This window comes from Nonomuraea glycinis (assembly GCF_035920485.1).
Lineage (GTDB): Bacteria > Actinomycetota > Actinomycetes > Streptosporangiales > Streptosporangiaceae > Nonomuraea > Nonomuraea glycinis.
On sequence record NZ_CP109166.1, the window covers coordinates 1,890,787 to 1,916,097 of the forward strand.

A 25,311-nucleotide genomic window follows, 5' to 3' on the forward strand; every position below is an offset into this window, starting at 1 on the left:
AGTACGGCGGAGCGCATGGTGAGCGGATCAGAGATCTCGGAGTTCCGGGTACACGTGCCGGACAGCGACCTGGCGGACCTGCGTGCGCGGCTCGACCGCACGCGATGGCCCGACCAGTTGCCGAACGAGGAATGGCGGGGCGGTGCGCCGGTGGCTCGGGTGCGGGAGCTGGCCGAGCGCTGGCGCACCGGATTCGACTGGCGCGGGCTGGAGGCGCGGCTGGGCGAGTTCCCGCAGTTCACGACCGTGGTGGAGGGGCAGACGATCCACTTCCTGTGGGTGCGGTCCGGCGTGCCGGGAGCGCTGCCGTTGCTGGCCACGCACGGCTGGCCGGGATCATTCCTGGAGTTCGCCGACCTCGCCGGGCCCTTGAGCGGGCACGACGAGGCGTTCGACCTGGTGGTGCCGAGCATCCCGGGCTTCGGTTTCTCGCCGCTGTCGGGACCCGGCTGGAACGGCGAGCGGGTGGCCCGTGCGTGGACCGTGCTGATGGCGCGGCTGGGCTACGAGCGCTACGGCGTGCACGGCGGCGACCTCGGCGCTGGCATCTCGCGGCGGGTGGCCAGGCTCGCGCCGCGCTCGGTCGTCGGCGTCCACGTCAACTATCTGCCGACGCCGCCCTCTGGCGCAGCGGAGGAGGGACTGTCCCCGCAGGACGACGCCCGGCTGGCGGGGTACGCGAAGTGGGCCGCGGAGTTCGGCGCGTACGAGCACCTGCAGCGCACGCGCCCCCAGTCGCTGTCCTACGCGCTGACCGACTCGCCCACCGGCCTGCTGGCGTGGATCATCGAACGCTTCCACGACTGGACCGATCCCCGCTGCCGGGACCGCATCGGCGATGACGTGCTGCTCGCCGACATCGCGCTGTACTGGCTGACCGGTACGGCCGGTTCTGCCGCGCAGTTCTACCGCGAGAACGCCCTGGCGGGGCCGGTCCCGGGCCGTGGTGTGGTGCCGACCGGCGTCTCGTGCTTCCCGTACGAGATCGTGCTTCCGGTACGCGCGCTCGCCGAGCGGAGCGAGAACATCGTGTGGTGGCGTGAGCACGCCGAGGGCGGGCACTTCCCGGCTCTGGAGGTCCCCGGCACGCTGGGCACCGACCTGCGCGACTTCTTCCGCCCACTGCGTTCATGAGACCCGCCGGGGCTGCGAGGGCGGGCACGTACCAGGGTTGATATCAGGGTCTGTCCCCGATGCGATCCGGGGGTCCGGAAAGGCACGCTGGGGTCATGAACGAAATCACCCGACGCGACGAAGTCTCGTTGTCCGGCGCCGCGCTGCGCGGTGCTCCCTGGAAGGCCGCCGTCATCGGCGGTGGCGCCGTCAGCGCCGCCAGCTTCGGCATGGGCCTGATCACCGGTGGCGGGGATCTGGTGTGGGCCCTGGGGCTCGGCATCAGCCTGTTCGCGCTGATCGCGGCCATCGGTTCGATCGCCAAGCCGGAGGAGGGCGACCGGGTGACCCGGCAGGCGCGCCTCTGGGCGCTGCGGCACCCGTGGAAGTTCGCGCTGGTGCCCGCCGGCATCACCGCGGTGCTCGACTATCCGGTGCAGCTCGTGCTCGACGGCGAAGGGGTGATCGGCTCGGCGTTCCAGGCGGGCTGGCACGGCGCGCTGGTCTACATGATCGCCGCCATCCTCGCGCTCACGATGCAGGGCCGGGCGCGCTCCGCCCGCTGAGCCCTGCGGCGATCACTGCGGCACCCCCCTCTCAGCCTCGCTCCTGCAGACGCAGAACTCGTTGCCCTCGGGGTCGAGCATGGTCACCCAGCCGGCGCCATCAGCGGTCCGGCGGTCATCGAAGATCGTCGCGCCCAGGCCCAGCAGCCGCTCGACCTCCTGGTCGCGGGTCCGGCCCTCGGTGCCGTTGACGTCCAGATGCACCCGGTTCTTGGTGGTCTTGGCCTCCGGCACGCGGATGAACAGCAGGAACGGGTCGCGCTCGGTGCGCAGCATCACCTCGTCGTCGCCCGGCACGTCCCCCTCTCCCAGGGGAAGCCCCGTGGCCCGACTCCACCAGGACGCCAGCTCGTACGGGTCCGCGCAGTCGATGGTCACCGCATGAATCTCGATCATTGAGCCACCCAACCGCGACACCGCTTACAGCGTCAAACCGATCAGTGCGCGCCCGCGAGGTTGAGGCCGACCACGCCGGCCACGATGAGCGCGATGGAGATCAGCCGGACCGCCGTGACCTGGTCGCCCATGATGAGCATGCCGAGCACGGCCGTGCCCACCGCGCCGATGCCCGTCCAGGCCGCGTAGGCGGTGCCCACCTCCAGCGACTTGAGCGCGTAGGCCAGCAGGCCGAAGCTGAGCACGGCCGTGAGCAGGAAGGAGACGGTCCACCACGCGTGGGTGAAGCCGTTGCTGAGCTTGAGCGACAGGGCCATGACGACCTCGGCGAGGCCGGCGAGCACGAGAACGATCCAGGCCATGGAATGACTCCTTCAGGCGAGACGACAGTGCGGCGCGTCGTCTTGGCCTGCCGGGTACGGCGCATCTCGTCCGGGAGCTGAGCTCACTCGAAGAACGCCGCCCCGATCCCGGTCATTCCCACCAAAGGGTCGCCCAACGGTCGCGGGGCAGCGGCCACATGCCCATCTCCAGGGCCGTCCGCGCCACCTCGTCCGCCCGCGACGGGTCGAGGCAGATGCGGTGGCACGCGCTGGCCGCCAGGTGCTGCAGGGAGTCGAAGCGCTCCAGCGGGGCCTCACGCTCCTCCACGCGCACGGCGAAGCCGAGAGCGGCCGCCACGGCCACGCAGTCCTCGGCGACCGGCCGGACGGGCCGGGTGACGCCGTGGAAGTGCTTCCAGAGGGGCTCCAGCCAGCTCATCGGGTGGCGGTGCGGCAGCTCCAGCACCACCCGGCGCCGGGCGCGGGCGTCGAGGGCGCGCAGGAACTCCGCGATGTCGGGAACGTTGTAGACCACGTGGGCGGACACCACCACGTCAACCTCGGGCACCTGCGCGGCCACGTCGGGCCAGCGGCCTTCGACGGTGGTGACCGGCACCCCCAGTTTGTCGGCCCTGGCCGACAGCTCCTGGAGCATCTCGGCGGAGAGGTCGACGGCCCACAGGTGGCCGATCCGGTCCCGCAGCGGGAGTGACGAGGCGCCGGGGCCGGAGCCGACATCGAGCAGGGTGCCGCCGTCGGGCAGCGCCTCGGCCACCCGGGCCGTCGTGGGGCTGTCGTCCGGCGCGGCGAGCACCCTGTCGGTGCGGCTGGTGAACTGGGCGAGTGGATAGGTCCAGGGATCGACCGGGGCCTGCGCCAGGATCTCCTCCGGAATGGCCCAGGATTCCAGGCGCTCCCGCCACTTCGCGGCGAGTTCTTCGGCGTCCATGGAGAGAGCATGCCATGCATATCCATGGTTACTCGCGGGTAGCATTTCAAGTAAGGTTACTGGCGAGTACGTAAAGACCTCGGTTCAAGGAGATCTGCACCATGGGCCACTACAAGAGCAACGTGCGTGACCTGGAATTCAACCTCTTCGAGGTGTTCGGTCGACGCGAGATCCTCGGCAGCGGACCCTATGCGGACGTGGACGAGGACACTGCCCGCAGCATTCTGGAGGAGGCCGACAGACTGGCCACCGGCGTGCTCGCCGACTCCTTCGAGGAGGGCGACCGCCATCCGCCGGTGTTCGACGCCGCCACCTCGTCGGTCACCCTCCCCGACGGCGTCAAGAAGTCCTACCAGGCGCTGATCGACGGCGGCTGGTCGAGCTTCGACCTGCCCGCCGACCTCGGCGGCGCGGGCATCCCGCGCAGCCTGGCGTGGGCGACGGCCGAGCTGGTCCTGGGCGCGAACCCGGCCCTTTACATGTACGCCGCCGGCCCCAACTTCGCTTACACCATGTGGAAGGTCGGCACCCCCGAGCAGAAGCGCTTCGCGGAGCTGGCCATCGAGCGCGACTGGGGCGCCACCATGGTGCTCACCGAGCCGGACGCGGGCTCCGACGTCGGCGCCGGCCGCGCCAAGGCGGTCCAGCAGCCTGACGGCACCTGGCACATCGAGGGCGTCAAGCGTTTCATCACCAGCGGCGAGCAGGACCTCACCGAGAACATCTTCCACCTGGTGCTGGCCCGCCCCGAGGGGCACGGACCCGGCACCAAGGGGCTGTCGATGTTCCTGGTGCCCAAGTTCCACGTCGACCTGGAGACCGGCGAACTGGGCGAGCGCAACGGCGTGTACGTCACCAACGTCGAGAAGAAGATGGGCCTGAAGGTCTCCACCACCTGCGAGCTCACCTTCGGCGACAAGCACCCGGCGATCGGCTGGCTGATCGGCGACGTGCACGAGGGCATCAAGCAGATGTTCATGATCATCGAGCACGCCCGCATGATGGTCGGCACGAAGGCCATCGCCACGCTGTCCACCGGCTACCTGAACGCCCTGGAGTACGCCAAGTCCCGGCTACAGGGCGCCGACCTGACGAAGATGTCGGACAAGACCGCCCCGCGCGTGCCCATCATCAACCACCCGGACGTACGCCGCGAGCTCATGCTGCAGAAGTCGTACGCCGAGGGCATGCGCGCGCTGGTGCTCTACACCGCCACCCTCCAGGACACCATCCAGGTCAATCCGGCGGACGAGCACGCGCAGGCGCTGAACGACCTGCTGCTGCCGGTGGTCAAGGGCGTCGGCTCGGAGCGTTCGTACGAGCTGCTCTCCCGCTCGCTGCAGACGCTCGGCGGCTCGGGCTATCTGCAGGACTACCCGATCGAGCAGTACATCCGCGACGCGAAGATCGACTCCCTGTACGAGGGGACGACCGCGATCCAGGGCCTGGACCTGTTCTTCCGCAAGATCCTGCGCAACCAGGGCGCCGCGATCGGCGCGCTGCTGGGCGAGATCAACGCGTTCGCCGCCTCCGAGGCCGGCAACGGCCGGCTGAAGGAGGAGCGCAAGCTGCTCGCCGAGGCCGCCGCAGACATCAAGGCCATGGGCGACACGATGGCCGGCTGGGCGCTGGGCTCGCTGGAGTCGCCCTCCGAGGTCTACAAGGTCGGCCTGAACTCCACCCGGTTCCTGCTCGCGCTGGGCGATCTGGTGATCGGCTGGCTGCTGCTGCGCCAGGCCGAGGTGGCCCTGGCCAAGCTGACCGACGGCGAGGACGCCTTCTACCGGGGCAAGGTCGCCGCCGCGTCGTTCTTCGCCAAGACCGTGCTGCCCCGCCTGACCGCCGAGCGTCAGGTGCTGGCCGCCACCGGCCTGGAGGTCATGGACCTTCCGGAGGAGGCTTTCTGAGCCCTCTGCCTCCCGCGGCAGTCAGAGAGAACGCCCGCTCCGATCCCGGAGCGGGCGTTCGCCGTTACGGAGCCGTCGCCCGGCGGGCCTGCCAAGTGGCGGGTGCGATCGCCCATACTCGGGTATGACCGGGGGCGTACGCACGCTTTACTCAGGAGGCTTTCATGGGTGTCGGGGTCAGCATCTTCTTCCTCACGCTCGGCGCCATCCTGCGATTCGCGATCGAGCCCGACGTGTTCGGCGAGAGCGTGCACATGGACATCATCGGCCTGATCTTCATGATCGTCGGTGGCGTGGGGATCGTGCTGAGCGTCGTGCTGGCGCCCAGGCGCGGCCAGACCTCGGACAACCGGCTGATGCACCGCGAGAACAACCCGCCGGACGCTTGAGGCCCGCCTAGAAGGCGAACTGCACGGCGGCCCGGCTCTCCAGGATCGGCGTGATGAACCCGAGGATCAGCTCTCGATGCGCCGGGTGATCCCGATAGACCAGGTAGTCGGCCTCGTTGTCGAAGTCGGCGACGATCCCGAAGGCGTGGTTGCCGGGGTTGATGCCGGCGTCGGGACCGAACCTGTAGGAGCGGATCTCGGGGATCCGGCCAGGGAGCTCGGCCAGCTCGGCCGCCAGCGCGGCCTTCTGCTTGTCGGTGGCGTCCTCTGACCAGGTGAGCAGGACCACGTGACGAATCATGGGGCGCATCCTATCGACAGCGACGCGTCGCTCTGGTTATTCTCATTTTGAGACTTACTCACTATGAGAAGGACAGCATGGAAGAGTTCCTGGCCTCGTACAACCCGCGGCTCTACGCGCCGGTGGCGGTGACCGTGGACGTGGTGGCGCTCACCGTTCGCGACCGGCGGCTGCACGTCCTCATCGTCGAGCGCGGCGTCGAGCCGTACGCGGGGAGCTGGGCGCTGCCCGGCGGCTTCATCAAGCCGGACGAGGACCTGGCGGAGGCGGCGGTGCGCGAGCTGGCCGAGGAGACCGGGCTGGACACCAGGCCCGCGCACATCGAGCAGCTCGCCAGCTACGGCGCGCCCGCCCGTGACCCGCGCATGCGGGTGGTGTCGATCTCCTACCTGGCCTTCGCGCCCGACCTGCCCGACCCACGGGCCGGCAGCGACGCGGCGGCCGCCGTCTGGCACCCGGTCGACGACCTGCCGCCGCTCGCCTTCGACCACGGGCGGATCCTCGCCGAAGGGGTCGAGCGGGCCCGCGCCAAGCTGGAGTACACCCCGCTGGCCACCGCCTTCGCCGGTGACACGTTCACCGTCTCCGAGCTGCGGCTGATCTACGAGAGCGTGTGGGGGACGCCGCTGCACGCGGGCAATTTCCACCGCAAGGTGCTGTCCGTCCCCGGGTTCGTGGAGGGCACGGGTGAGACGACCGAGTCCGGCGGGGTCCGCGGCGGGCCCCGGGCCAAGCTCTACCGCGCGGGCGACGCCCGGCTCCTCCACCCCGCGCTGCTGCGGCCTTCGCGCGAGGAGGAGATCCGATGACCATGACATTCGATGCCTCGGGGAGATGGCCCCTGACCCAGAGGGATGTGGCTCGATGACCACGGCTGAGGCGGAGGCGATCGTCGCCGGGGCGCGGTCGGCGGCCGAGTTGTTCGCGGGTGGGTCGCCGGTGCGGGTGTACCGGCGGCTGGCGCGGCTGCTGCACCCGGACGTCTCCCCGGGCTCGGCGGCGGCGTTCGCCCGGCTGGCCACGCTGTGGGAGATCCACAACCAGGGTCAGCGGGTCGGCCGCTACCGTGTCGGCCCGCCCCTCCACAAGGGCGGCACCGCCGTGCTCTACCCCGCCGCCACAGGCGCCGCCGCAGACGCCGGCTCAGCCGACGGACCGGGCGGCCGGGCGGGTAGCGGGCCGGACGCTGGGGTGGGTGGCCGGGCGGCCAGGGGGCCGGACGCTGGGGTGGGTGGGGCGGGCACTGCGGGATCGGTGGGCGGGGTGGTGCTCAAGGTGGCGCGGGTGCCGGTGGACAGTCACCTGCTGGTGCGGGAGGCCACCGCGCTTCGGGAGCTCGCCGGCAACGCGGACCCGCGCTTCTTGCCGTACATCCCCCGCTTGATCGAGAAATTTCGCTATAAAACCGGCACTACGGTACGGCAGGCGAACGTGATCAGTCGTGCCCCCGACGGGTTCGTCGGCCTGGACCGGATCGGCACCGGGCTCGATCCCAGGGACGTGGCGTGGATCTGGCGGCGCATGCTGGTGGCCGTCGGCCTGGCCCACCGCGCCGGGATCGCGCACGGCGCGGTGCTCCCCCGCCACGTCCTCGTCCACCCCCTCGACCACGGCCTCATCCTCGTCGACTGGTGCCAGGCCCAGGACCTCGCCCCGACCGGCGGCACGCTCGGCACGCCAGGCGGAACGGGTGCCGGGATGAGCCCCGGCGGAACAAGGACCGGGATGAGCCCCGGCGGGACGGCTCCGGCCGGGGCGCGGGGGGACGTCCAGGCGGTCACGCGGTGTGTCGCCGGGTTGCTGGGCGAGCACCCCAAGGCGATGCGCGCCTTCGTACGCGGGTGCCTGCTGCGGCCGCCCGCCGACGCCTGGGCGCTGCTCGCCGAGCTGGACGAACTGCTCGAAACGCTTTACGGGCCGCGCACGTACCGGCCCCTTCACCTCTAGGGAAGGATCCCCCATGGGAAGCGGAATCTGGTCCACCGACGTCTACGCCTCGGCCGCCCACCACCGGAAGGCCACCGGCGCCAGTGCCTTCGCCCACACCGACAGCGGCGCCACCACCACCCACCCCGACCTCTCGCCGTACAAGATCACCAGGGAGAGCCGCGACTCCGCCGAGCACCCGAACTCGCTGGCCATCTCGGTGCTGTTCGACGTGACGGGCTCCATGGGGCACGTGCCGCGCACGCTGCAGACCAAGCTGCCGGACCTGCTCGGGCTGCTGCTGCGCAAGGGGTACGCCGAGGACCCGCAGATCATGTTCGGCGCGATCGGCGACGCCACCTGCGACCGGGCGCCGCTGCAGGTCGGGCAGTTCGAGTCCGACAACCGGATGGACGAGCAGCTCGGCCGGATCCTGCTCGAAGGCGGGGGCGGCGGGCAGAAGACCGAGTCCTACGAGCTGGCCATGTACTTCATGGCCAGGCACACCACGATCGACTGCTACGAGAAGCGGGGCCGGCGCGGCTACCTGTTCATCATCGGCGACGAGCTGCCCTATCCCCGGGTCAGCCGCAAGATGGCGCACACGCTGATCGGCGACCCGATCGAGCGCGACATCAAGGTGGCCGACATGGTCGCCGAGCTGACCAGGAAGTACGACGTCTACTACATCCTGCCCGCCGGGACCAGCTACGCCGGCGACCGCGAGGTGCTGTCGGTATGGCGCGGCCTGCTCGGGCAGAACGTGCTGGAGCTCGACGACCTCGACGCGGTGTGCGAGACGATCGCGCTCACCGTCGGGCTCGGCGAGGACGCCATCGACCTCGCCCAGGGCCTCGACGACCTGGCCGGGCTGGGCTCGGACGCCGGGGCGTCGGTGTCGAAGGCGCTGGCCAGGCTGGACCGGGGCACGCTGGTCGTGTCCGAGCCGCTCGACGGGCTCGACGGGCTCGGCGGGCTCGGCGGGTGACCGAGCATGTGATCGTCGCCGACCTCGGGTACGGCGACGCCGGCAAGGGCACCGTCGTGGACTGGCTGTGCTCCCGTGGGCCGGTCCAGGCGGTGGTCCGCTTCAACGGCGGGGCCCAGGCGGCGCACAACGTGGTGCTGCCCGACGGCAGGCAGCACACGTTCGCCCAGTTCGGGTCGGGCACGTTGCGCGGGGTGCCGACCTATCTGTCGAGGTACGTGGTGGTCGATCCGCTGGCCTTGTCCGCCGAGGCGGCCCATCTGGTGTCCATCGGCGTGCGGGACCCGTACGGACTGGTGAGTGTGGATCGGGAGGCGCTGGTCGCGACGCCGTACCACGTGGCGGCGGGGCGGCGGCGCGAGCTGGCGCGCGGGGCGGACCGGCACGGGTCGTGCGGGATGGGGGTGGGCGAGACGATGGCGTTCGCGCTGGCCCGGCCGGAGCTGGCGCCGCGCGCCGGCGACTGCGCGCGGCCCCGGGTGCTGGCGGGCAAGCTGCGGGCGGTGCGTGAGGCGCTGGGGGTGGGCGGGCCGCCGGTGGAGGACTGCGTCGCGGCTTACGGCGCGTTCGCCTCGGCGGTGGCTCTCACCGATGACGGGCACCTGCCACGGCTGCTCAGGCGGGGGCCGGTGGTGTTCGAAGGGGCGCAGGGGGTGCTGCTGGACGAGCGGCACGGCTTCCATCCGTACACGACCTGGAGCACCACGACGTTCGGGAACGCGCTCGACCTGCTGGCGGGGGTCGGCGCGGCGCGGCTCGGCGTGCTGCGGACCTACACCACCCGGCACGGGCCGGGGCCGCTGGTCACCGAGGACCCCACCCTGGAGCTGCCCGAGCGGCACAACGGCACCGGGCCGTGGCAGGGGGCGTTCAGGTTGGGCCACTTCGACGCGGTCGCGCACCGGTACGCGCTGGAGGCCGCCGGGGGGTGCGACGGGCTGGCGCTCACCCATCTGGACGCGCTGGTGTCGCGGATGTGCGTGGGGTACGAGGGGGGTGCGCCTACTGTCCTGGAGGCGCGGGTGGAGGAGGAGCGGGCGCTGGCTCGGCAGGGCGCTCTCGCCGCTCGCCTGCTGCGCGAGAAGCCGGTGTACGCGGAGCCGGTGACGGACTGGCCGGCCGCCGTGTCCGAGGCCCTTGGTGTGCCCGTGGTGCTGGGGTCGTGGGGGGCCACGTCCCACGACAAGCGCCTGCTCACCGAGACCGGGCCTCGCCTGTCGTCCGGCCGGGCCGCCTGAGGCGACGTCGGCTGGTTGGGAGGGCGCTGTCAGGCGCCCTCCCGGTGGGTCAGGTCCAGGCCAGGACGCGGAGGGGGTCCTCCAGCATCGCGCCTACGTCGCGGAGGAAGAGCGAGCCGAGTTCGCCGTCCACCACGCGGTGGTCGAAGGAGAGCGACAGGGTCGTCACCTTGCGTACGGCGAGTTGGCCGTCCACCACCCAGGGCTGGTCCCTGATCTGGCCGAAGGCGAGGACGGCGGTCTCGCCGGGGTTCAGGATCGGGGTGCCGGCGTCCACGCCGAAGACGCCCACGTTGGTGATCGTGATCGTGCCTCCCGCCATCTCGGGCGGCTGGGTGCGGCCCGCTCTGGCGGTCTCCGCGAGCCGGGCCAGGTGCTCGGCCAGGTCGGGGAGGGAGAGTTGATGGGCGTTCTTGATGTTGGGCACCACCAGGCCGCGGGGGGTCGCGGCGGCTATGCCCAGGTTCACGTAGTGCTTGACGACGATTTCCTGGGCTGCCTCGTCCCAGGCGGAGTTGATCATCGGGTGGCGTTTCGCGGCGGTCAGGACTGCTTTGGCCACCAGCAGCAGGGGGGAGACCTTGACGTCGGCGAACTCCGGCAATGTTCGCAGGCGCTTGACGGCCTCCATCGTGGCCGTCGCGTCCACCTGGAGGAACTCGGTGACGTGCGGGGCGGTGAAGGCGCTGGTGACCATGGCTTGGGCGGTCATCTTGCGCACGCCCTTGACGGGGATGCGCTCCTCCAGCGCCTGTACGGTCCGCGCGGGCGGCTCCTGGAGCGGCGGTTCCTCCGTGCCGGTGGCGGCGTGGACGTCCTCGCGGGTGATGGAGCCTTGGGGGCCCGTCCCGGTGATGGTGGCCAGGTCCACGCCGAGGTCCTTGGCCAGTTTGCGTACCGGCGGTTTGGCCAGGACCGCCATACGGCTCACGTCCGTACGCGTTGCGCCGACCTCCGCCGTACCTCTGCTCGCCGCCCCGGCGCCGGGAGAGGCGGACGGCGGGGTGCCGGGAGAGGCGGCCGGTAGCGCCCTCGTGTCTTCGGCCGGTGCGGAGTCTCCTGCACGCTCTTGGCCTTGCGCGGGTGTGCCCGGGAGTTCGGTGCGGTCGGGGTTGGCTACGGGAGGGGCTGGGATGGTGGCGGGGGTGGGGGTTTTGCGGGGGCGGCGTCTTGTCGCGCCGGTTTTTACGCCGTAGCCGACGAGGACCGCTTGGCGTTCCTCCTTGGGGGCCGGGCTGCCGTGGGCGCCGGGCTCGACGGCGCCTTCGGCGGGTGGGCTGGGCACCAGGTCCTCCGCCAGTGCTCGCCGTTCCACCGGGACGTCGGGTGCGGGCTCGCCGGTTTCCACGGCGATGATGGGCAGGCCCACCTCGACGGTCACGCCCTCGTCCGCCAGGAGGTCCGCCACCACGCCGTGCCACGGGATGGGCAGCTCGACGATGGACTTGGCGGTCTCGATCTCGACGACGATCTGGTTGACCTTGACCTCGTCGCCCGGCTGGACGTGCCAGCGGACGATCTCGGCCTCGGTCAGTCCTTCGCCGACGTCGGGGAGCTTGAATTCACGTCTCACGAACGATCCCCCTGTCAGAAGCCGAAGGCGCGGTCGACGGCGTCGAGCACCCTGTCGAGGTCGGGTAGGTAGTGCTCCTCCAGCTTGGACGGCGGGTAGGGGGTGGAGAACCCGCCGACGCGCAGCACGGGCGACTCCAGGTGGTAGAAGCACTGCTCGGTGATGCGCGCGGCCAGTTCGGCGCCGAAGCCGCTGTTGACGGGGGCCTCGTGCACCACCACGACCCGGCCGGTCCGGCGCGCGGACTCCATGACGAGGGGGGCGTCCAGAGGGTTGAGGGAGCGCAGGTCGATGACCTCCAGGGAGCGGCCGTCCTCCTCGGCGGCCGTGGCGGCCTCCAGGCAGGTCTTGACCATGGGCCCGTAAGCGAGCAGCGTCACGTCGTCGCCCGCCCTGACCACCTTGCCGCGGTCCATCGGGGTCCACCAGCCGGTGTCGGTGGTGTCGATCTCGGCCTTCTCCCAGTAGCGGCGCTTGGGCTCGAAGAAGATGACCGGGTCGTCGCAGTGGATGGCCTGCTGGATCATCGCGTAGGCGTCGGCCGGGTTGGAGCAGGCGATGACCCGCAGGCCGGCCGTGTGGGTGAAGTACGCCTCGGGTGACTCGCTGTGGTGCTCCACGGCGCCGATGCCGCCGCCGCACGGGATGCGTACGACGACCGGAAGTTTGATCGCGCCCAGCGAGCGCATCGGCATCTTGGCGAGCTGGGTGATGATCTGGTCGGCGGCGGGGAAGACGAACCCGTCGAACTGGATCTCGCACACCGGCCGGTAGCCGCGCAGCGCCAGCCCGATCGCGGTGCCGATGATGCCGGACTCGGCCAGCGGCGTGTCGATCACCCGGTCCTCGCCGAAGTCCTTCTGCAGGCCGTCGGTGACGCGGAAGACGCCGCCGAGCTTGCCGACGTCCTCGCCCATGATGAGGACCTTGGGGTCGTCCTCCATGGCCTTGCGCATGCCCTCGTTGAGCGCCTTGGACAGGCTCAGCACGGTCATCTCTCGAACCCCTCCAGGTAGGCGGCGTACTGGGCGCGTTCCTCGTCCATCAGCGCGTGCGGCTCGGCGTAGACGTGGTCGAAGATGTCGAGCGGCCCGGGGTCGGGCATGGCCAGGCAGCGGCTGCGCAGGTCGGCGCCGAGCCCTTCGGCCTCGGCGTCCACGGAGTCGAAGAACTCCTGGTCGGCCAGCTCGTTCTTGAACAGGTAGGCCTTGACGCGCTCGATCGGGTCCTTGAGCTTCCACGCCTCCAGCTCGCTGGCCACGCGGTAGCGGGTGGGGTCGTCGGTGGTGGTGTGGGCGCCCATCCGGTACGTGAACGCCTCGATGAGCGTGGGGCCCTGGCCCTCGCGGGCGTTCTTCAGCGCCTGGCGGGTAACGGCCAGGCAGGCGAAGACGTCGTTGCCGTCGACCCGGATGCCGGGGAAGCCGAAGCCGGAGGCCCGGCGGTAGAGGGGGATGCGGGTCTGCTTCTCCAGCGGCTCGGAGATGGCCCACTGGTTGTTCTGGCAGAAGAACACGATCGGCGCGTTGAAGACGCTGGCCCAGATGAACGACTCGTTCACGTCGCCCTGGGAGGTGGCGCCGTCGCCGAAGTAGGCGATGGTCGCCGCGGTGGCGTCGTCGCGCTGGATGCCCATGGCGTAGCCGACGGCGTGCAGCGTCTGGCTGCCGATGACGATCGTGTAGAGGTGGAAGTTGTGCTCCTTGGGATCCCAGCCGCCGTGGTTCACGCCGCGGAACAGGCCGAGGAGCTTCACCGGGTCGACGTCGCGGCACCAGGCCACGCCGTGCTCGCGGTAGGTGGGGAAGGCCATGTCGGTGTCGGTCAGGGCTCTGCCGGAGCCGATCTGGGCGGCTTCCTGACCGAGGAGGGAGGCCCAGATGCCGAGCTCGCCCTGCCGTTGCAGGGCCACGGCCTCAAGGTCGATGCGCCGTACGAGAACCAGGTCCCGGTAGAGGGATCTGACCTCCTCCGGAGTCAGGTCGATGTCGTAGTCGGGGTGCTCGACCCGCTCTCCTTCGGGGGTGAGGAGTTGAACGAGCTCGGGGGGTGCTTCGGCACCACGAGAGGCGTCGACTGTCACGTGCCGCTCCTGTGCGGTCGGGGCCGGTCTTGGTGGGGTCGCCACCTACGTCCGGCCTGGTGAGCGTCCGGACCATGTGATGGTGGTTCGTCCGCGCTTGGGGACATGGTGGCAGACGTCACAGCCCTTCGCGCAAGCCCCATCTCCTCCCCGTTCCCGTTGTGCCCGCTGCCACACGCGCGGGTAGGCTGTCCTTTGCCAATCCCGCCTTACCCTGGAGGAACGCAGTGGCGCGCGTCATCGTAGACGTCATGCTGAAGCCCGAGATTCTCGACCCGCAGGGCCAGGCGATCGCCCGTGCGCTGCCCCGGCTGGGGTTCTCCGGCGTGTCAGCCGTACGGCAGGGCAAGCGGTTCGAGGTGGAGCTCGACGGTCCGGCCGACGAGGCGGCACTTGCGGACGTCCGAAAGATGGCCGAGACCCTGCTGGCCAACACCGTGATCGAGGACTTCACGCTGCGTGTTGAGGGGTAGAACGCCACATTTGATACCTCAAATGCCGCTCGCGGGCTAAAGCGGGGGTTCTGGCGTGCCGCAATGCCACGGGCCGGCCAACACTAAATAACAACAGCGTGATTTTGCGGTTAGCCCCGATTTCACGGGGAAACTTACTCCAGGTAACATTCCGGAGCCCGGAGGAGTCCGGTGGACATTGAGTTCTCGTTGGCACTGCCTCGGGACGCCATAGGCATCCCGATGGTCAGGCGAGTGCTCGGCGACGCGATGCGCTCGTTGCATGTGAGTGAGTCGTGCATCGCCGACATGCTGCTCGCGGTCTCCGAGGCGTGCTCCAACGCGGTGCGGCACGGCGGTCCCGCCAACCGCTACGAGGTGACGGCGTCGATCGGTTACGGCCGCTGCGATGTGCGCGTGGCCGACAGCGGGGACGGTCTGCCGTCGGTGCCGCTGCACTTTCCCCCCGCCGACACCGAGAACGGGCGTGGTCTGCTGATCATGCGCTCGGTGGTCGACGAGATCTCCTTCGGCATCACCCCCGGCCGTGGCACCACGGTGCACATGCGCAAGCAGCTCGCCTGGGACGACGCGGCCGACGACCACGCCCGCGAGCTCGCCGCCGTCTGAGCCGTCAAAGTCCGGGCGCGGCAGGCGTCCAGAGCCGATCGAGTGGCATGACGAAGAGCCTGTCATCGTGGCGAAATGACTGTTGCCCCAGGTTGAACAGCACACCCGCCACGAAGTTGACACCGAGCCTGTCTCTCAACAGCCGCAGCCCCTGAAAGTCCTTCTCCTCGATGGAGGCCTTCGCCTTGACCTCGACGCCGACCACGTCCCCTTCATGCGACTCGATGACCAGATCGACCTCACGCTGATCCCGCGTACGGAAGTGGCTGAATTCGACGAACTCCGCTGACCAGCCCGCCTGCTTCATGAGTTCGTTCACGGCGAAGGTCTCGACCACACGCCCGAACTCGGTGAGCGCCGCGGGATCGCGCCGGTTCAGCTTTCTCCGGGTGATGCCGAGTACGTGCGCGGCCAGACCGCTGTCGATGAGGTGCACCTTCGGTGACCTGGCGACTTTGCTGCCGAGCGTGCGGCCGAACGCTTCCAGGCGGTGAATGAGGAAGACGGCTTCGAGCAGTCCGATGTAGTCGCTCACGAGCCGCTGGTCGAGCCCCACTTCCGCACCGATGTCGCTCGCTTTCACGGTGCTCGCGGTGCGGGCCGCCAGGTGGCGCAGGATGACCGGCAGCACCTGGCGCTGGCGTACCTTCCTGATTTCGAGCACGTCTCGATCGATGACCATGGAGACGAAGTCCTTGAACCATGCGGTGCGCTCGGTCTCCGGGAGGCCGAGAGCCACGGGAAAGCCGCCGGCGAGGATCATCGACTCGTAGTCGGCACGTGTGGTCCGGGACGGCGTCGAGGTGAGCAGGCTTTCCGGATCCGTGAGAACGGCGTCCAGAAAGTTCTCACGACGACCGCGTAGCTCGCCCTGCGACAGCGGCCAGATGGTCATGACGTGGGCCCGCCCGGTCAGTGCCTGACTCAGCCGGGGCAGCGAGCTGTAGCGGGTGGATCCGGTGAGGATGAACCTGCCTGGGCGGAGGTCCCGGTTGAGCTCTGCCTTGATCGCGGACAGGATCTCAGGGACGTGCTGGAACTCGTCGAAGCAGGCGGGCTCGATCTGAGTCGCGGCGAAATGCGTCGGGTCAGCCTCCACCGATCGCCGAATGGAAGGATCGTCGAGATCGATCACGGGGACGTCATGCAGGTGAGCGCAGGCGCGGAGAAGCGTGCTCTTACCCACCGTGCGGGGTCCGGTCAGAATCACGACAGGACGGTTGGCGAGGCGTCGACGGATGACATCCTTCAGATGGCGATCGACAAGTGCTTCCATATCCACCTACAAGCCTCCTGACCTGGGCTGTCCATGGATTATGCGGGAACTGTCCGTTGATTGATATCAGAATTGTCCCCCTCGGCATGTCAGAAACGTCCATGATCAACTGTCATTTCTGTCCGTGGCCGGTGTGCTGGCCCTGCTGCCGGACAGTGGCTGCCGGTGGGGTGGGGGCGCTGCCGGTGGGAGGTTGATGAGGAGCATGGGGACGTACCCGATAACCTGAAGTGACCGCCGCCTGCCTCGGGGATGGCGGCTGCGCAACTCCTCGAAGGGGACGACTGTCATGACCGCTGCCCGTGTGGGCGTAGTCACGTTTCCAGGCACTCTCGACGACCAGGACGCCGCCAGGGCCGTAGGGCTCGTGGGTGCGCAGGCCGTGCCCCTGTGGCACGCCGATCACGACCTCAAGGGGGTCGACGCCGTCTTTCTGCCCGGCGGCTTCTCCTACGGCGACTATCTGCGGTGCGGAGCCATCTCCCGGTTCGCGCCGCTGATGGAGGAGCTCATCCCGGCCGCCCGCGCGGGGCTGCCAGTGCTGGGCACGTGCAACGGGTTCCAGATCCTGTGCGAGGCGCACCTGCTGCCCGGCGCGCTGACCCGCAACGCCTCTCTGCACTATGTCTGCCGTGACCAGCGGGTCCGGATCGAGTCCGCGGACACCGCCTGGACCGGCGCGTTCGAGGCGGGCCAGGAGATCGTGCTGCCGGTCAAGCACGGCGAGGGCCGCTACGTCGCCTCCGCCGAGACGCTGGCCGAGCTGGAGTCCGCCGGGCGGGTGGTCGTGCGCTACGTGGGCGGCAACCCCAACGGGTCGATGAACGACATCGCGGGCATCCGCAACGAGGCGGGCAACGTCGTCGGCCTCATGCCGCACCCGGAGCACGCCGTCGAGGACCTGGTCGGCGCGCCGAGCACCGACGGCCTCGGCTTCTTCACCTCCATTCTCAAGAAGCTGGTGAACGCATGAGCACCGACTCCGTCAGCAGGGCCGAGGGCACGCCCGACGAGCCGATGCCCTACGCCGAGCTGGGCATGAAGCGGGAGGAGTACGACCGGGTCCGCGAGATCCTCGGCCGTCGCCCCACCGGCTCCGAGCTGGCCATCTACAGCGTCATGTGGTCCGAGCACTGCTCCTACAAGTCGTCCAAGGTGCATCTGAAGCAGTTCGCCACCAAGGCGCCCAAGTCCGAGGCGCTGCTGGTGGGCATGGGCGAGAACGCCGGCGTGGTGGACATCGGCGACGGCTGGGCGGCCACGTTCAAGATCGAGTCGCACAACCACCCGTCCTACGTCGAGCCGCACCAGGGCGCCGCCACCGGCGTCGGCGGGATCGTGCGCGACATCATGTCGATGGGCGCCCGCCCGATCGCGGTCATGGACGCGCTCCGCTTCGGCGGCGCCGACCAGGACGACACCCGCCGCGTGCTGCCCGGCGTGGTGGAGGGCATCAGCCACTACGGCAACTGCCTGGGCCTGCCCAACATCGGCGGCGAGGTCGTCTTCGACCCGTGTTACATCGGCAACCCGCTGGTCAACGCGCTCTGCGTGGGCCTGCTGCGCAAGGACCAGATCAAACTCGCCGTCGCGCCCGGCCCCGGCAACAAGGTCGTGCTGTTCGGCGCCTCCACCGGCCCTGACGGCATCGGCGGCGCGAGCGTCCTGGCCAGCGCCACCTTCGAGGACGAGTCCCATGCCAAGCGGCCCGCCGTGCAGGTGGGCGACCCGTTCATGGAGAAGCTGCTCATCGAGTGCTGCCTGGAGCTCTACGCCGCCGACGTGGTCGTGGGCATCCAGGACCTGGGCGCGGCCGGGGTGTCCTGCGCGACGACCGAGCTGGCCGCCAAGGGCACCGGCGGCATGCACGTCGACCTCAACCTGGTCCCGCTCCGCGATCCCTCCCTGGTGCCGGAGGAGATCCTGATGAGCGAGTCGCAGGAGCGGATGATGGCCGTCGTACGGCCCGCCGACATCGACGCGTTCATGGCGATCTGCGAGCGGTGGGACGTGCCCGCCACCGTGATCGGTGAGGTGACCGACACCGGCAGGCTGGTGATGACCTGGAACGGCGAGACCATCGTCGACATCCCGCCGGGCACCGCCGCCGACGAGGGCCCGGTCTACGAGCGGCCCCTGCACGAGCCCGCCGGCCAGGTAGCGCTCAACTCCGACACCCCCGACGGCCTGGCCCGGCCCGCGGACCTGCGCGCCACGCTGCTGCAACTCCTCGGCTCGCCCAACCTGGCGTCGAAGGAGTGGGTGACCGGCCAGTACGACCGGTACGTGCGCTCCAACACCGTGCTCGCCCAGCCCGCCGACGCCGGGATGCTGCGCATCTCCGAGGCGATCGCCGGCGCCGAGCCGACCACCAGGGGCATCGCGCTGTCCACCGACGGCAACGGCCGCTACGCCAAGCTCGACCCCTACGCCGGAGCCCAGCTCGCGCTGGCCGAGGCCTACCGCAACGTCGCGGTGACCGGGGCCAAGCCGCTGGCCGTCACCAACTGCCTCAACTTCGGCTCCCCCGAGGACCCCGAGGTGATGTGGCAGTTCGCCGAGGCCGTGCGCGGCCTGGCCGACGCCTGCCGGACCCTCGGCGTGCCGGTCACCGGCGGCAACGTCTCCTTCTACAACCAGACGGGCTCCACCCCGATCCACCCGACACCCGTCGTCGGCGTGCTCGGGGTGATCGACGACGTGGCCAAGCGGGTGCCGACCGGCTTCACCGGCGAAGGGCTGCGGGTCGCGCTGCTCGGCGAGACGAGCGCGGAGTTCGGCGGCTCGGAGTGGGCGCACGTCGTCCACGGCCACCTCGGCGGCCTGCCGCCGCAGGCGAACCTGGTGGCTGAGCAGGCGCTCGGCGCCGTCCTGGTCGAAGCGGCCAGGCGCGGCCTGCTGGAGGGCTCGCACGACCTGTCCGACGGCGGGCTGGCCATCGCGCTGGCGGAGTCCTGCCTGGCGCGCGGCGTCGGCGCCACCGTGGCGCTGAGCGGCGAGCCGTTCACCGACCTGTTCAGCGAGTCGGCGTCCAGGGCGCTGGTCGTGGTCCGGCCGGAGTCCTTCGACGAGCTCGCCGCGCTCTGCTTCGAGCACGAGGTGCCCTGCTACGGGCTCGGCGTCACCGGCGGCACCTCGCTGGTGGTGGAGGACGTGCTGGAAGTGCCGGTCGAGGAGCTGCGCGCGACCCACACGGGCACGCTGCCGGCGCTGTTCGGCTGATCGTCAACACCGAGGGCCGGTACGGACTCCGTACCGGCCCTTGGTCGTTCAGCCCTTCTTCAGGCAGACGACGTAGACCATGCCGTTGGTCTGGCCCTGTCCCTGGACGGTGACCGCCCAGGACGTCCCGCTCACGGGGGCGCTGGCGATGACCTGGGTGCCCGAGCTGACCGAGAAACCGCCGCCGGTGGCCATGTCACCCTGGCTGCAGGAGGCCGTGCCGCCACTTCTCGAGAAGCTGCTGGTCTTGGTGTAGGTCGTGTAGGTGGCGCCGCCGCCGTCCTTGCCGTCCTTGCCGGGGTCGCCCTTGGGTCCCGGAACGCCCTGCTTGCCGTCCCTGCCCGGCAGGCCGTCCTTGCCGTCCTTGCCCGGGAGACCGTTCTTGCCGTCCGCACCCGGCAGGCCGTTCTTGCCGTCCGCGCCGTCCTTGCCGTTCGTGCCGTTCGTGCCAGGGGCGCCGTCCTTGCCGGGAGCGCCGTCCTTGCCGGGGATGCCCTGCTTGCCCTGGATGCCGTGCCTGCCCTGCGGGCCGGCGGGCCCGGTGTCACCCTTCGGGCCCTGGGCGCCCTGCTCGCCCCGGGGGCCTGCCGCGAGGTTGGGCGTCGCCTCCTCCCCGCCACCGATGACCATGCGGACCTCGGTCACCTTGCACTTGGTGGTCGTATTGACAATGCGCACATAGCGCGACTTCTTGTGCACGCAGGCGGTCACCGCTTTGCCGGCCGACACCGCCGACGACACGGTCGACGACGCGGTGGCGACGCCACCGGCGGTGAGGAGCGAGCCGGCCAGCGCCACAGCGGTGGCGAGAGTGAGCACACGCCCACGGCGAACCTTGATAGCCACGGTTGTCCTTCCAGATACAAGTGGTGCTCATGTCGAGCACTGAGGTTGACGCTTCAATCGTTCTGGTGGACGACAAGGTTCACATAACGTGTTCATCACGACACATATTGTGACTTAGACGGCTGACACTACTTGACATAGTCAGGAATTTCTCTGTCCGTAAAAAGCCGCATTGGCAGGCGCGGTAGCCGGTGGATAATCAGGGCGTTCGCATGCCAAGCGCGTCGAAGGCGGAGAATCACCTTGTCCACTCCCAGCCCGTACCTGCCCCCTGCCACGCAACCCGTGCGCGGGGTCGTGTGGGCCATCCATCTGGGACTGCCCCTGCTCGGGCTCTGGCTGCTGCTGGCCCAGCCACAGCTGAACATCATGTGGGAGCACAACTCCAGCCACTTCTGGATGATCATCCTGGTGGCCGGGCTGAACGTGGCGCTCGGCACGCTGATCAGCGAGGCGTCGCGCAGGAGGCAGGACGCCAGGCTGTTCCTGGTGTCGATGGTCTTCCTGAGCAGCGCCGGGTTCTTCTTCCTGCACGGGCTCGCCACGCCGAAGGTCATCCTGCCCACCGGCTCGCTCGGCTTCGACATCGGGCAGCAGGTGGGGCTGACGATCGCGTCGGCGTTCGCGTTCGCCTCCGCCTTCCCGCTGGACGAGAAGGCCGCGCAGGTCGTGCTGCGCTCGCAGCACCTGGTGCGCGGCGTGCTGGTCGGGTTCATGATCCTCTGGGGGGTCGCGTCGCTGATCCCCGACCTGACCCCGCTCAGCCGGCCGCCGCTGCTCGCGCCCGTCGACTGGCTGGTGGTCGCGTCGCTGCCCGGCCTGGCGCTCTACCTGGCGGCCAGCGTGATGATGTTCCTGCTGCACAAGCGGGGGCCGTCGGCCATGCTGATCAGCCTCATCACCGCCTACGCGCTGCTGGCCGAGTCCATGGTCGCCGGGATGTCCCAGCTCAACTGGCACCTGTCGTGGTGGGAGTGGCACATCCTGCTGACGTTCGCGTTCGTCTTCGTCGCCTACAGCGCCTACCTGCAGTTCAGGCGGGAGGGGTCGAGCGCGGGGCTGTTCGACTCGGTGGCGCTGTCGGCGACCGTACGACGCATCCAGCGCGACTACGACGCGGCCCTGGAGGAGATGGTCGAGCACGTGCGGCGGGGCGAGCCGCTGGCCGCGACCCGGATGTCGGGCAAGTTCCGGCTGAACGAGGGACAGGCCGCGGTGCTCGACCGGGCCGGCCGGGCGCTGGCGGAGGAGCGGGAGCTGTCCGAACGGCTGGCCGCGCTGGTCGAGGTGAGCGCCCAGACCCGGATCGGCCTGCCGGAGACCGAGCTGCTGGCGACCGCGCTGGAGAGCGTCCGGCAGGCGTACGGCGACGTACGGATCGGCCTGGTCTCGGAGGGCAAGGCGCAGATCGGCTCACGTGAGTACGAGTTCACCGGAACCACGCCCATCAGGCGCGACAACCTGGTCGCCTACCCGCTGACCGTCAAGAGCCACCTGGCCGGGGTCCTGGAGGTGCCGCTCGGGCGCACCGGTCAGGACGAGGCCCTGGCCGCCACCCTGGCCGGCCAGCTGTCCATCTCGCTGGAGAACGCCCGCCTCTACCAGGAGCTCGACACGCTCTTCCGGCAGTACATGTCGCCCGACGTGGCCCAGGCCCTGCTGGCCGACCCCACGCAGGCGGCGCTCGGCGGCCAGCTCAAGGAGCTGACCGCGCTCTTCGCCGACCTCAAGGGCTTCACCACGTTCTCCGAGCGGGTCACGCCCGGCGAGATCGTGGAGATGCTCAACCGCTACCACACGGCCGCGGTGCCCTGCATTCTCGACAACGGCGGCACGATCGTGCAGTTCGTCGGAGACGCGTTGCTGGCCCTGTTCAACGCCCCCGCCACCCAGGGCGACCACGCCGCGGCGGCGTGCCGGGCGGCGCTGGCGATGCAGCAGGCGGCCGCCGAGGTGGCGGAGGAGGCCGCCTGGACGGAGGGGGACGTCGAGTGGCCGACGTTCCGGGTCGGGGTCAACACCGGGCCGGCGCTGGTGGGCAATATCGGCAGCCCCCGGCTGCGCGGGTTCAACGCGATGGGCGACTGCGTGAACGTGGCCGCCAGGTTGCAGACCCTGGCCGAGCCCGGCACCGTGGTGATCGGCGAGACCACGCACAAGCAGCTCGGCGGCCGTGCGACGGTGCGGCCGCTGGGGAAGCTCAGCCTCAAGGGCAAGGAAGAGCCTGTGGAGGCGTACGTTCTGACGGCAATGACATAGAAAGGTCGCGGGTCGTACGGACATAATCAGGCACATGAAGCCAGAGCCCGGCGAGTTCCTAGCCATGCTGACGCCCGAAGACATCGAGGTCGTGCGTGCCGCCGGCCGGCCCCGGCGGTGGGAGCGCGGGACGACGGTGATGTCCGAGGGCGACACCTCCGACTGGGTGCTCGTGCTTACGGATGGCCGCGTGAAAGTCTCCTCCCACACCAGCAGCGGCACCGAGGTGGTGCTGGCGGTGCGTGGCCCCGGCGCGCTGCTCGGGGAGATGTCGGCCATCGACGGCTCGCCGCGCTCGGCGACCGTGACCGCGCTCGAACCCATCGCGGGCATCGCCATCCGGGACTTCACCGGCTTTCTGCAGGAGCACGGCCGGATCGCCGTCCTGCTCATGCAGCTTGTCACCGGGCGGCTGCGCGACGCCGACAGGAAGCGCATCGAGTACGGCGCGTTCGACACCACGGGACGGGTGGCGACCCGGCTGCTGGAGCTGGCCGAGCGCTACGGCGAGAAGACGAACGGCGGCGTCCGGGTGGCGTTGCCGCTGTCGCAGGACGAGCTCGCCGGGTGGACCGGCGCGTCCCGGGAGGCCGTCAGCAAGGCGCTGCGCACGCTGCGCGACAGAGGGCTGATCGAGACCGGCAGGCGGCGCGTGGTGGTGCACGACATGGAAGGACTGCGCAAACGGGCACGCTGACCTAAACCGACTGCGCAAACGGGCAAGCTACCCTAAATCGTACGTACGCCGTACGTCATAGTAAGGGGCATGGTCGCGACCCCCTCCGATGATGCCGCCCGCCTGCGCTACGCCTGGCGGGTGTGCTCGGTCACCAGTCTGGGACTCGTTCTCATCGGCATCGCGGGCAGCACCCTCAACGTGGCCCTGCCCACGATCGTGCGGCACTTTCACGCCACGCCGTTCCAGTCGGGGTGGATCCTGCTGGCGTTCCTGCTGGTCAACACGGCGAGCCTGGTGTTCTTCGGGCGGGTGGCCGACCTGCTGGGCAGGCGTGAGGTCTATCTGACCGGGTTCGCGCTGTTCACCGTGGCCTCGCTGCTCGCCGGGCTGTCGCCGGACGTGTGGTTCCTGATCGTGATGCGGATGCTTCAGGCGGTCGGCGCGGCGATGATCCTGGCCAACGGCACGGTGATCATCACCGAGGCGTTCCCGCCCGACCGGCTCAGCCAGGGCATGGGCGTCTACATGGGCACCCTGTCGGTGGCGCAGCTCGCCGGCCCCACCCTGGGCGGGCTGATCGCCGCGACCGCGGGCTGGCAGTGGATCTTCTGGGTGAACGTGCCCGCCGGGCTGGTCGCGCTCATCTGGGGCGCGCTCATCCTGCGCAAGGTGCCGAAGGGACCGAGACGTCCCGTCGACGGGATGGGCAACGCGCTGGTGTTCACCGCGCTGACGGCCATCATCCTGGCCCTGTCCGAAGCCGGCTCCAACGGGCCGACAAGTCCCGTCGCGGTGATCGGGGCCGCCCTGTTCGTGGTCCTGGTGCCGCTGATCGTGCTGGTGGAGCGGCGGGCCGCCAACCCGGTGCTGGACCTGCGGCTGTTCGGCGGGCGGATGCTGGCGTGCGCGAACCTGGCCTCCTTCTGCAACGCCGTCGCCCGCTCGGCGCTGATCCTGGTGGTGGCGCTGTACTTCCAGGCGGCCAGGGGCGTGGATCCGTTCACCGCCGGGCTAAGCGTGCTGCCGGTGCCGGTGGGCATGGCGCTGTCCTCCCCCGTCGTCGGCCTGCTCGGGCGCCGCGTCTCGCCGTACCTGCTGTCCATCGGCGGCGCACTGATGAGCGCGGCCGGGCTCGGCGCGCTCCTGCTCACGGCCGACCCCGGCGTGCCGTACTGGGTCATCGGGATCGGCCTGTTCGTCGCCGGCTGCGGCAGCGGCACCTTCCTCACCGGCAACACCACCCAGGTCATGGGCGCGCTGCCGAGCGGCAGCCTCGGCGTGGTCAACGGCTTCCGTCTCATGGTGATCAACGTCGGCATCGTGCTCGGCGTCGGCCTGTCGCTTAGCGTGCTGAGCAGCGCGGTGAGCCCGGAGGTGCGGGCCCAGGTGTACGCGGGCACCCTGTCGACGCTGTCCCCGGTGGCGGTGGGGCAGCTCATGCAGGGCTTCGAGCGCACCTACGCGGTCCTGTTCGCGGTCGCCCTGACCGGGGCCCTCCTCGCCGGCCTGGCCCGCTCCCCCCGCCGCTGAGCGTGCTACGAGCGGCGGGCGGCGAGGGATTCGATGCCGGCGAGGATGAGGTCGACGCCGAAGGAGTCGTAGAGGCCCGGCGGGAGGTTGACCATGGAGCCCGCCATTCTGACCAGGTGGGGGTAGGTGTCGGCGGGGAGCGACTCCAGGGACAGGCGCTTGACCCGGACGATCTCGGCGATCTCCTCGTCGGTGTGGCCGGAGCGGAAGTGCACGGGGGCGTCGGCGATGGCGATCGCGCTCTGCAGCAGGTATTTGGAGATGAGGCAGGACTCCCCGTCGGCGAACCCGGCCGCGCGGGTCAGCCCCAGGGCCTCGTTCCAGACGGCCAGGTAGCTCGGCACGTCCTCCTTGTCGACCTGCTCCAGCACGGTGCGGGCGCACGGGTGGGCGCGCAGGACGTGGATGAGCCCTTCGACCAGCTCGCGCAGCCGCAGCCGCCAGGGCCGATCGTCGGCGGGCTTGCACGCGAAGTTCGCCACGAGGTGATCGGCCATGCCGAGCAGGAGCTGTTCCTTGTTCTTGAAGTGCCAGTAGAGGGCCATCGGGGTGACGCCGAGGTCGGTGGCCAGCCGCCTGATGGTCACGGCGTCGAGGCCTTCGGTGTCGCCGATCTGGATCGCCCGTTCGACGATCGACGCGGCGCTCAGTTTTCCCATCACGGT

25 protein-coding genes and 1 riboswitch are annotated in these 25,311 nt (G+C 70.0%); of the genes, 15 read left to right on the forward strand and 10 right to left on the reverse strand.

Going from position 1 to position 25,311, the window contains the following annotated elements:
- The first annotated feature begins 15 nt into the window (after nucleotides 1-15).
- Together OHA68_RS08710 and OHA68_RS08715 are read left to right on the forward strand one after the other, a co-directional pair.
- Nucleotides 16-1,134 (forward strand): epoxide hydrolase family protein, encoded by a 1,119-nt coding sequence (locus OHA68_RS08710; RefSeq protein ID WP_327107149.1) that lies wholly within the window; start codon nucleotides 16-18, stop codon nucleotides 1,132-1,134.
- A 95-nt stretch (nucleotides 1,135-1,229) separates the two neighbouring features.
- Nucleotides 1,230-1,679: a hypothetical protein gene (locus OHA68_RS08715; RefSeq protein WP_327107150.1), complete on the forward strand. Its 450-nt coding sequence runs from the start codon at nucleotides 1,230-1,232 to the stop codon at nucleotides 1,677-1,679.
- A 12-nt stretch (nucleotides 1,680-1,691) separates the two neighbouring features.
- Here OHA68_RS08715 and OHA68_RS08720 read toward each other — a convergent pair whose 3' ends face one another.
- The 3 genes from OHA68_RS08720 to OHA68_RS08730 form a co-directional block, all read right to left on the reverse strand.
- Complete coding sequence (locus tag OHA68_RS08720) at nucleotides 1,692-2,075, reverse strand: VOC family protein (protein ID WP_327107151.1); 384 nt, start codon at nucleotides 2,073-2,075, stop codon at nucleotides 1,692-1,694.
- 41 nt (nucleotides 2,076-2,116) lie between these two features.
- A complete protein-coding gene (locus OHA68_RS08725) occupies nucleotides 2,117-2,437 on the reverse strand; it encodes a DMT family transporter (RefSeq protein WP_189142697.1) in 321 nt (106 codons plus the stop codon).
- 31 nt (nucleotides 2,438-2,468) lie between these two features.
- Nucleotides 2,469-2,525, reverse strand: a riboswitch (guanidine-III (ykkC-III) riboswitch).
- A 24-nt stretch (nucleotides 2,526-2,549) separates the two neighbouring features.
- Nucleotides 2,550-3,347 carry a class I SAM-dependent methyltransferase gene (locus OHA68_RS08730; RefSeq protein ID WP_327107152.1) on the reverse strand — a complete coding sequence of 266 codons (798 nt, stop codon included), beginning with the start codon at nucleotides 3,345-3,347 and terminating at the stop codon, nucleotides 2,550-2,552.
- Nucleotides 3,348-3,448: 101 nt separating this feature from the next.
- On the opposite strand from OHA68_RS08730, the gene OHA68_RS08735 reads away from it, so the two are divergent.
- Both OHA68_RS08735 and OHA68_RS08740 read left to right on the forward strand, forming a co-directional pair.
- Nucleotides 3,449-5,254 (forward strand): acyl-CoA dehydrogenase, encoded by a 1,806-nt coding sequence (locus OHA68_RS08735; protein WP_189142695.1) that lies wholly within the window; start codon nucleotides 3,449-3,451, stop codon nucleotides 5,252-5,254.
- Between the two features lie 164 nt (nucleotides 5,255-5,418).
- The gene (locus OHA68_RS08740; protein ID WP_189142694.1) at nucleotides 5,419-5,643 is read left to right on the forward strand and encodes a DUF6458 family protein; all 225 of its coding nucleotides are present in this window, start codon (nucleotides 5,419-5,421) and stop codon (nucleotides 5,641-5,643) included.
- Nucleotides 5,644-5,650: 7 nt separating this feature from the next.
- Here OHA68_RS08740 and OHA68_RS08745 read toward each other — a convergent pair whose 3' ends face one another.
- Nucleotides 5,651-5,944, reverse strand: coding sequence for a Dabb family protein (locus tag OHA68_RS08745; RefSeq protein ID WP_327107153.1), 294 nt, complete (start codon nucleotides 5,942-5,944; stop codon nucleotides 5,651-5,653).
- Nucleotides 5,945-6,021: 77 nt separating this feature from the next.
- Here OHA68_RS08745 and OHA68_RS08750 point away from each other — a divergent pair, with 77 nt between their 5' ends.
- Genes OHA68_RS08750 through OHA68_RS08765 form a run of 4 tightly spaced genes read left to right on the forward strand, consistent with a single transcriptional unit; the run spans nucleotide 6,022 to nucleotide 10,096 of the window.
- Nucleotides 6,022-6,753 (forward strand): NUDIX hydrolase, encoded by a 732-nt coding sequence (locus OHA68_RS08750; protein ID WP_189142692.1) that lies wholly within the window; start codon nucleotides 6,022-6,024, stop codon nucleotides 6,751-6,753.
- 55 nt (nucleotides 6,754-6,808) lie between these two features.
- Nucleotides 6,809-7,891, forward strand: coding sequence for a J domain-containing protein (locus OHA68_RS08755; RefSeq protein WP_327107154.1), 1,083 nt, complete (start codon nucleotides 6,809-6,811; stop codon nucleotides 7,889-7,891).
- Between the two features lie 13 nt (nucleotides 7,892-7,904).
- Nucleotides 7,905-8,858: a hypothetical protein gene (locus tag OHA68_RS08760; RefSeq protein WP_327107155.1), complete on the forward strand. Its 954-nt coding sequence runs from the start codon at nucleotides 7,905-7,907 to the stop codon at nucleotides 8,856-8,858.
- Complete coding sequence (locus OHA68_RS08765) at nucleotides 8,855-10,096, forward strand: adenylosuccinate synthetase (protein ID WP_327107156.1); 1,242 nt, start codon at nucleotides 8,855-8,857, stop codon at nucleotides 10,094-10,096. The genes OHA68_RS08760 and OHA68_RS08765 overlap by 4 nt, the downstream gene beginning before the upstream one ends.
- A gap of 49 nt (nucleotides 10,097-10,145) precedes the next feature.
- Here OHA68_RS08765 and OHA68_RS08770 read toward each other — a convergent pair whose 3' ends face one another.
- Genes OHA68_RS08770 through pdhA form a run of 3 tightly spaced genes read right to left on the reverse strand, consistent with a single transcriptional unit; the run spans nucleotide 10,146 to nucleotide 13,752 of the window.
- Entirely contained in the window at nucleotides 10,146-11,669 is a 1,524-nt protein-coding gene (locus tag OHA68_RS08770; protein WP_327107157.1) for a dihydrolipoamide acetyltransferase family protein, read from the reverse strand.
- 14 nt (nucleotides 11,670-11,683) lie between these two features.
- Nucleotides 11,684-12,664, reverse strand: a complete 981-nt coding sequence (locus OHA68_RS08775; RefSeq protein WP_327107158.1) for an alpha-ketoacid dehydrogenase subunit beta — start codon at nucleotides 12,662-12,664, stop codon at nucleotides 11,684-11,686.
- The gene (gene pdhA / locus OHA68_RS08780; RefSeq protein WP_189142686.1) at nucleotides 12,661-13,752 is read right to left on the reverse strand and encodes a pyruvate dehydrogenase (acetyl-transferring) E1 component subunit alpha; all 1,092 of its coding nucleotides are present in this window, start codon (nucleotides 13,750-13,752) and stop codon (nucleotides 12,661-12,663) included. Before pdhA ends, OHA68_RS08775 begins: the two co-directional genes overlap by 4 nt.
- Before the next feature lie 227 nt (nucleotides 13,753-13,979).
- On the opposite strand from pdhA, the gene purS reads away from it, so the two are divergent.
- The gene (gene purS / locus OHA68_RS08785) at nucleotides 13,980-14,225 is read left to right on the forward strand and encodes a phosphoribosylformylglycinamidine synthase subunit PurS (protein WP_189142685.1); all 246 of its coding nucleotides are present in this window, start codon (nucleotides 13,980-13,982) and stop codon (nucleotides 14,223-14,225) included.
- A 171-nt stretch (nucleotides 14,226-14,396) separates the two neighbouring features.
- Nucleotides 14,397-14,834: an ATP-binding protein gene (locus OHA68_RS08790; protein WP_327107159.1), complete on the forward strand. Its 438-nt coding sequence runs from the start codon at nucleotides 14,397-14,399 to the stop codon at nucleotides 14,832-14,834.
- 4 nt (nucleotides 14,835-14,838) lie between these two features.
- Here OHA68_RS08790 and OHA68_RS08795 read toward each other — a convergent pair whose 3' ends face one another.
- Nucleotides 14,839-16,110, reverse strand: a complete 1,272-nt coding sequence (locus OHA68_RS08795; RefSeq protein WP_327109478.1) for an ATP-binding protein — start codon at nucleotides 16,108-16,110, stop codon at nucleotides 14,839-14,841.
- Nucleotides 16,111-16,399: 289 nt separating this feature from the next.
- Here OHA68_RS08795 and purQ point away from each other — a divergent pair, with 289 nt between their 5' ends.
- Both purQ and purL read left to right on the forward strand, forming a co-directional pair.
- Nucleotides 16,400-17,083 (forward strand): phosphoribosylformylglycinamidine synthase subunit PurQ, encoded by a 684-nt coding sequence (purQ, locus tag OHA68_RS08800; RefSeq protein WP_189142684.1) that lies wholly within the window; start codon nucleotides 16,400-16,402, stop codon nucleotides 17,081-17,083.
- Nucleotides 17,080-19,332 (forward strand): phosphoribosylformylglycinamidine synthase subunit PurL, encoded by a 2,253-nt coding sequence (gene purL, locus OHA68_RS08805; protein WP_189142683.1) that lies wholly within the window; start codon nucleotides 17,080-17,082, stop codon nucleotides 19,330-19,332. Before purQ ends, purL begins: the two co-directional genes overlap by 4 nt.
- Nucleotides 19,333-19,380: 48 nt before the next feature.
- On the opposite strand, the gene OHA68_RS08810 is transcribed toward purL, so the two are convergent.
- The gene (locus OHA68_RS08810) at nucleotides 19,381-20,178 is read right to left on the reverse strand and encodes a collagen-like domain-containing protein (RefSeq protein ID WP_327107160.1); all 798 of its coding nucleotides are present in this window, start codon (nucleotides 20,176-20,178) and stop codon (nucleotides 19,381-19,383) included.
- Between the two features lie 243 nt (nucleotides 20,179-20,421).
- Between OHA68_RS08810 and OHA68_RS08815 the strand changes: the two genes are divergently transcribed.
- The 3 genes from OHA68_RS08815 to OHA68_RS08825 all read left to right on the forward strand — a co-directional run bounded on the left by OHA68_RS08815 (nucleotide 20,422) and on the right by OHA68_RS08825 (nucleotide 24,646).
- A complete protein-coding gene (locus OHA68_RS08815; RefSeq protein WP_327107161.1) occupies nucleotides 20,422-22,437 on the forward strand; it encodes an adenylate/guanylate cyclase domain-containing protein in 2,016 nt (671 codons plus the stop codon).
- A gap of 34 nt (nucleotides 22,438-22,471) precedes the next feature.
- The gene (locus OHA68_RS08820) at nucleotides 22,472-23,134 is read left to right on the forward strand and encodes a Crp/Fnr family transcriptional regulator (RefSeq protein WP_327107162.1); all 663 of its coding nucleotides are present in this window, start codon (nucleotides 22,472-22,474) and stop codon (nucleotides 23,132-23,134) included.
- A gap of 69 nt (nucleotides 23,135-23,203) precedes the next feature.
- Entirely contained in the window at nucleotides 23,204-24,646 is a 1,443-nt protein-coding gene (locus OHA68_RS08825; protein WP_327107163.1) for an MFS transporter, read from the forward strand.
- 5 nt (nucleotides 24,647-24,651) lie between these two features.
- Here the strand turns inward: OHA68_RS08825 and OHA68_RS08830 are convergent, their stop codons facing one another.
- A complete protein-coding gene (locus OHA68_RS08830; protein ID WP_327109479.1) occupies nucleotides 24,652-25,305 on the reverse strand; it encodes a TetR/AcrR family transcriptional regulator in 654 nt (217 codons plus the stop codon).
- Nucleotides 25,306-25,311: the final 6 nt, after the last annotated feature.

Excerpts from the sequence above, each read along its gene's own strand:
- OHA68_RS08795 (WP_327109478.1), bottom strand. The coding sequence starts at position 16,110 with ATGGAAGCACTTGTCGATCGCCATCTGAAGGATGTCATCCGTCGACGC.
- OHA68_RS08825 (WP_327107163.1), top strand. The coding sequence starts at position 23,204 with ATGGTCGCGACCCCCTCCGATGATGCCGCCCGCCTGCGCTACGCCTGG.
- OHA68_RS08775 (WP_327107158.1), bottom strand. The coding sequence starts at position 12,664 with ATGACCGTGCTGAGCCTGTCCAAGGCGCTCAACGAGGGCATGCGCAAG.
- OHA68_RS08710 (WP_327107149.1), top strand. The coding sequence starts at position 16 with ATGGTGAGCGGATCAGAGATCTCGGAGTTCCGGGTACACGTGCCGGAC.
- OHA68_RS08760 (WP_327107155.1), top strand. The coding sequence starts at position 7,905 with ATGGGAAGCGGAATCTGGTCCACCGACGTCTACGCCTCGGCCGCCCAC.
- OHA68_RS08750 (WP_189142692.1), top strand. The coding sequence starts at position 6,022 with ATGGAAGAGTTCCTGGCCTCGTACAACCCGCGGCTCTACGCGCCGGTG.
- purL (WP_189142683.1), top strand. The coding sequence starts at position 17,080 with ATGAGCACCGACTCCGTCAGCAGGGCCGAGGGCACGCCCGACGAGCCG.
- OHA68_RS08820 (WP_327107162.1), top strand. The coding sequence starts at position 22,472 with ATGAAGCCAGAGCCCGGCGAGTTCCTAGCCATGCTGACGCCCGAAGAC.
- OHA68_RS08740 (WP_189142694.1), top strand. The coding sequence starts at position 5,419 with ATGGGTGTCGGGGTCAGCATCTTCTTCCTCACGCTCGGCGCCATCCTG.
- OHA68_RS08735 (WP_189142695.1), top strand. The coding sequence starts at position 3,449 with ATGGGCCACTACAAGAGCAACGTGCGTGACCTGGAATTCAACCTCTTC.
- OHA68_RS08725 (WP_189142697.1), bottom strand. The coding sequence starts at position 2,437 with ATGGCCTGGATCGTTCTCGTGCTCGCCGGCCTCGCCGAGGTCGTCATG.
- purQ (WP_189142684.1), top strand. The coding sequence starts at position 16,400 with ATGACCGCTGCCCGTGTGGGCGTAGTCACGTTTCCAGGCACTCTCGAC.
- OHA68_RS08730 (WP_327107152.1), bottom strand. The coding sequence starts at position 3,347 with ATGGACGCCGAAGAACTCGCCGCGAAGTGGCGGGAGCGCCTGGAATCC.
- OHA68_RS08830 (WP_327109479.1), bottom strand. The coding sequence starts at position 25,305 with ATGGGAAAACTGAGCGCCGCGTCGATCGTCGAACGGGCGATCCAGATC.
- OHA68_RS08715 (WP_327107150.1), top strand. The coding sequence starts at position 1,230 with ATGAACGAAATCACCCGACGCGACGAAGTCTCGTTGTCCGGCGCCGCG.
- OHA68_RS08745 (WP_327107153.1), bottom strand. The coding sequence starts at position 5,944 with ATGATTCGTCACGTGGTCCTGCTCACCTGGTCAGAGGACGCCACCGAC.
- OHA68_RS08755 (WP_327107154.1), top strand. The coding sequence starts at position 6,809 with ATGACCACGGCTGAGGCGGAGGCGATCGTCGCCGGGGCGCGGTCGGCG.
- OHA68_RS08720 (WP_327107151.1), bottom strand. The coding sequence starts at position 2,075 with ATGATCGAGATTCATGCGGTGACCATCGACTGCGCGGACCCGTACGAG.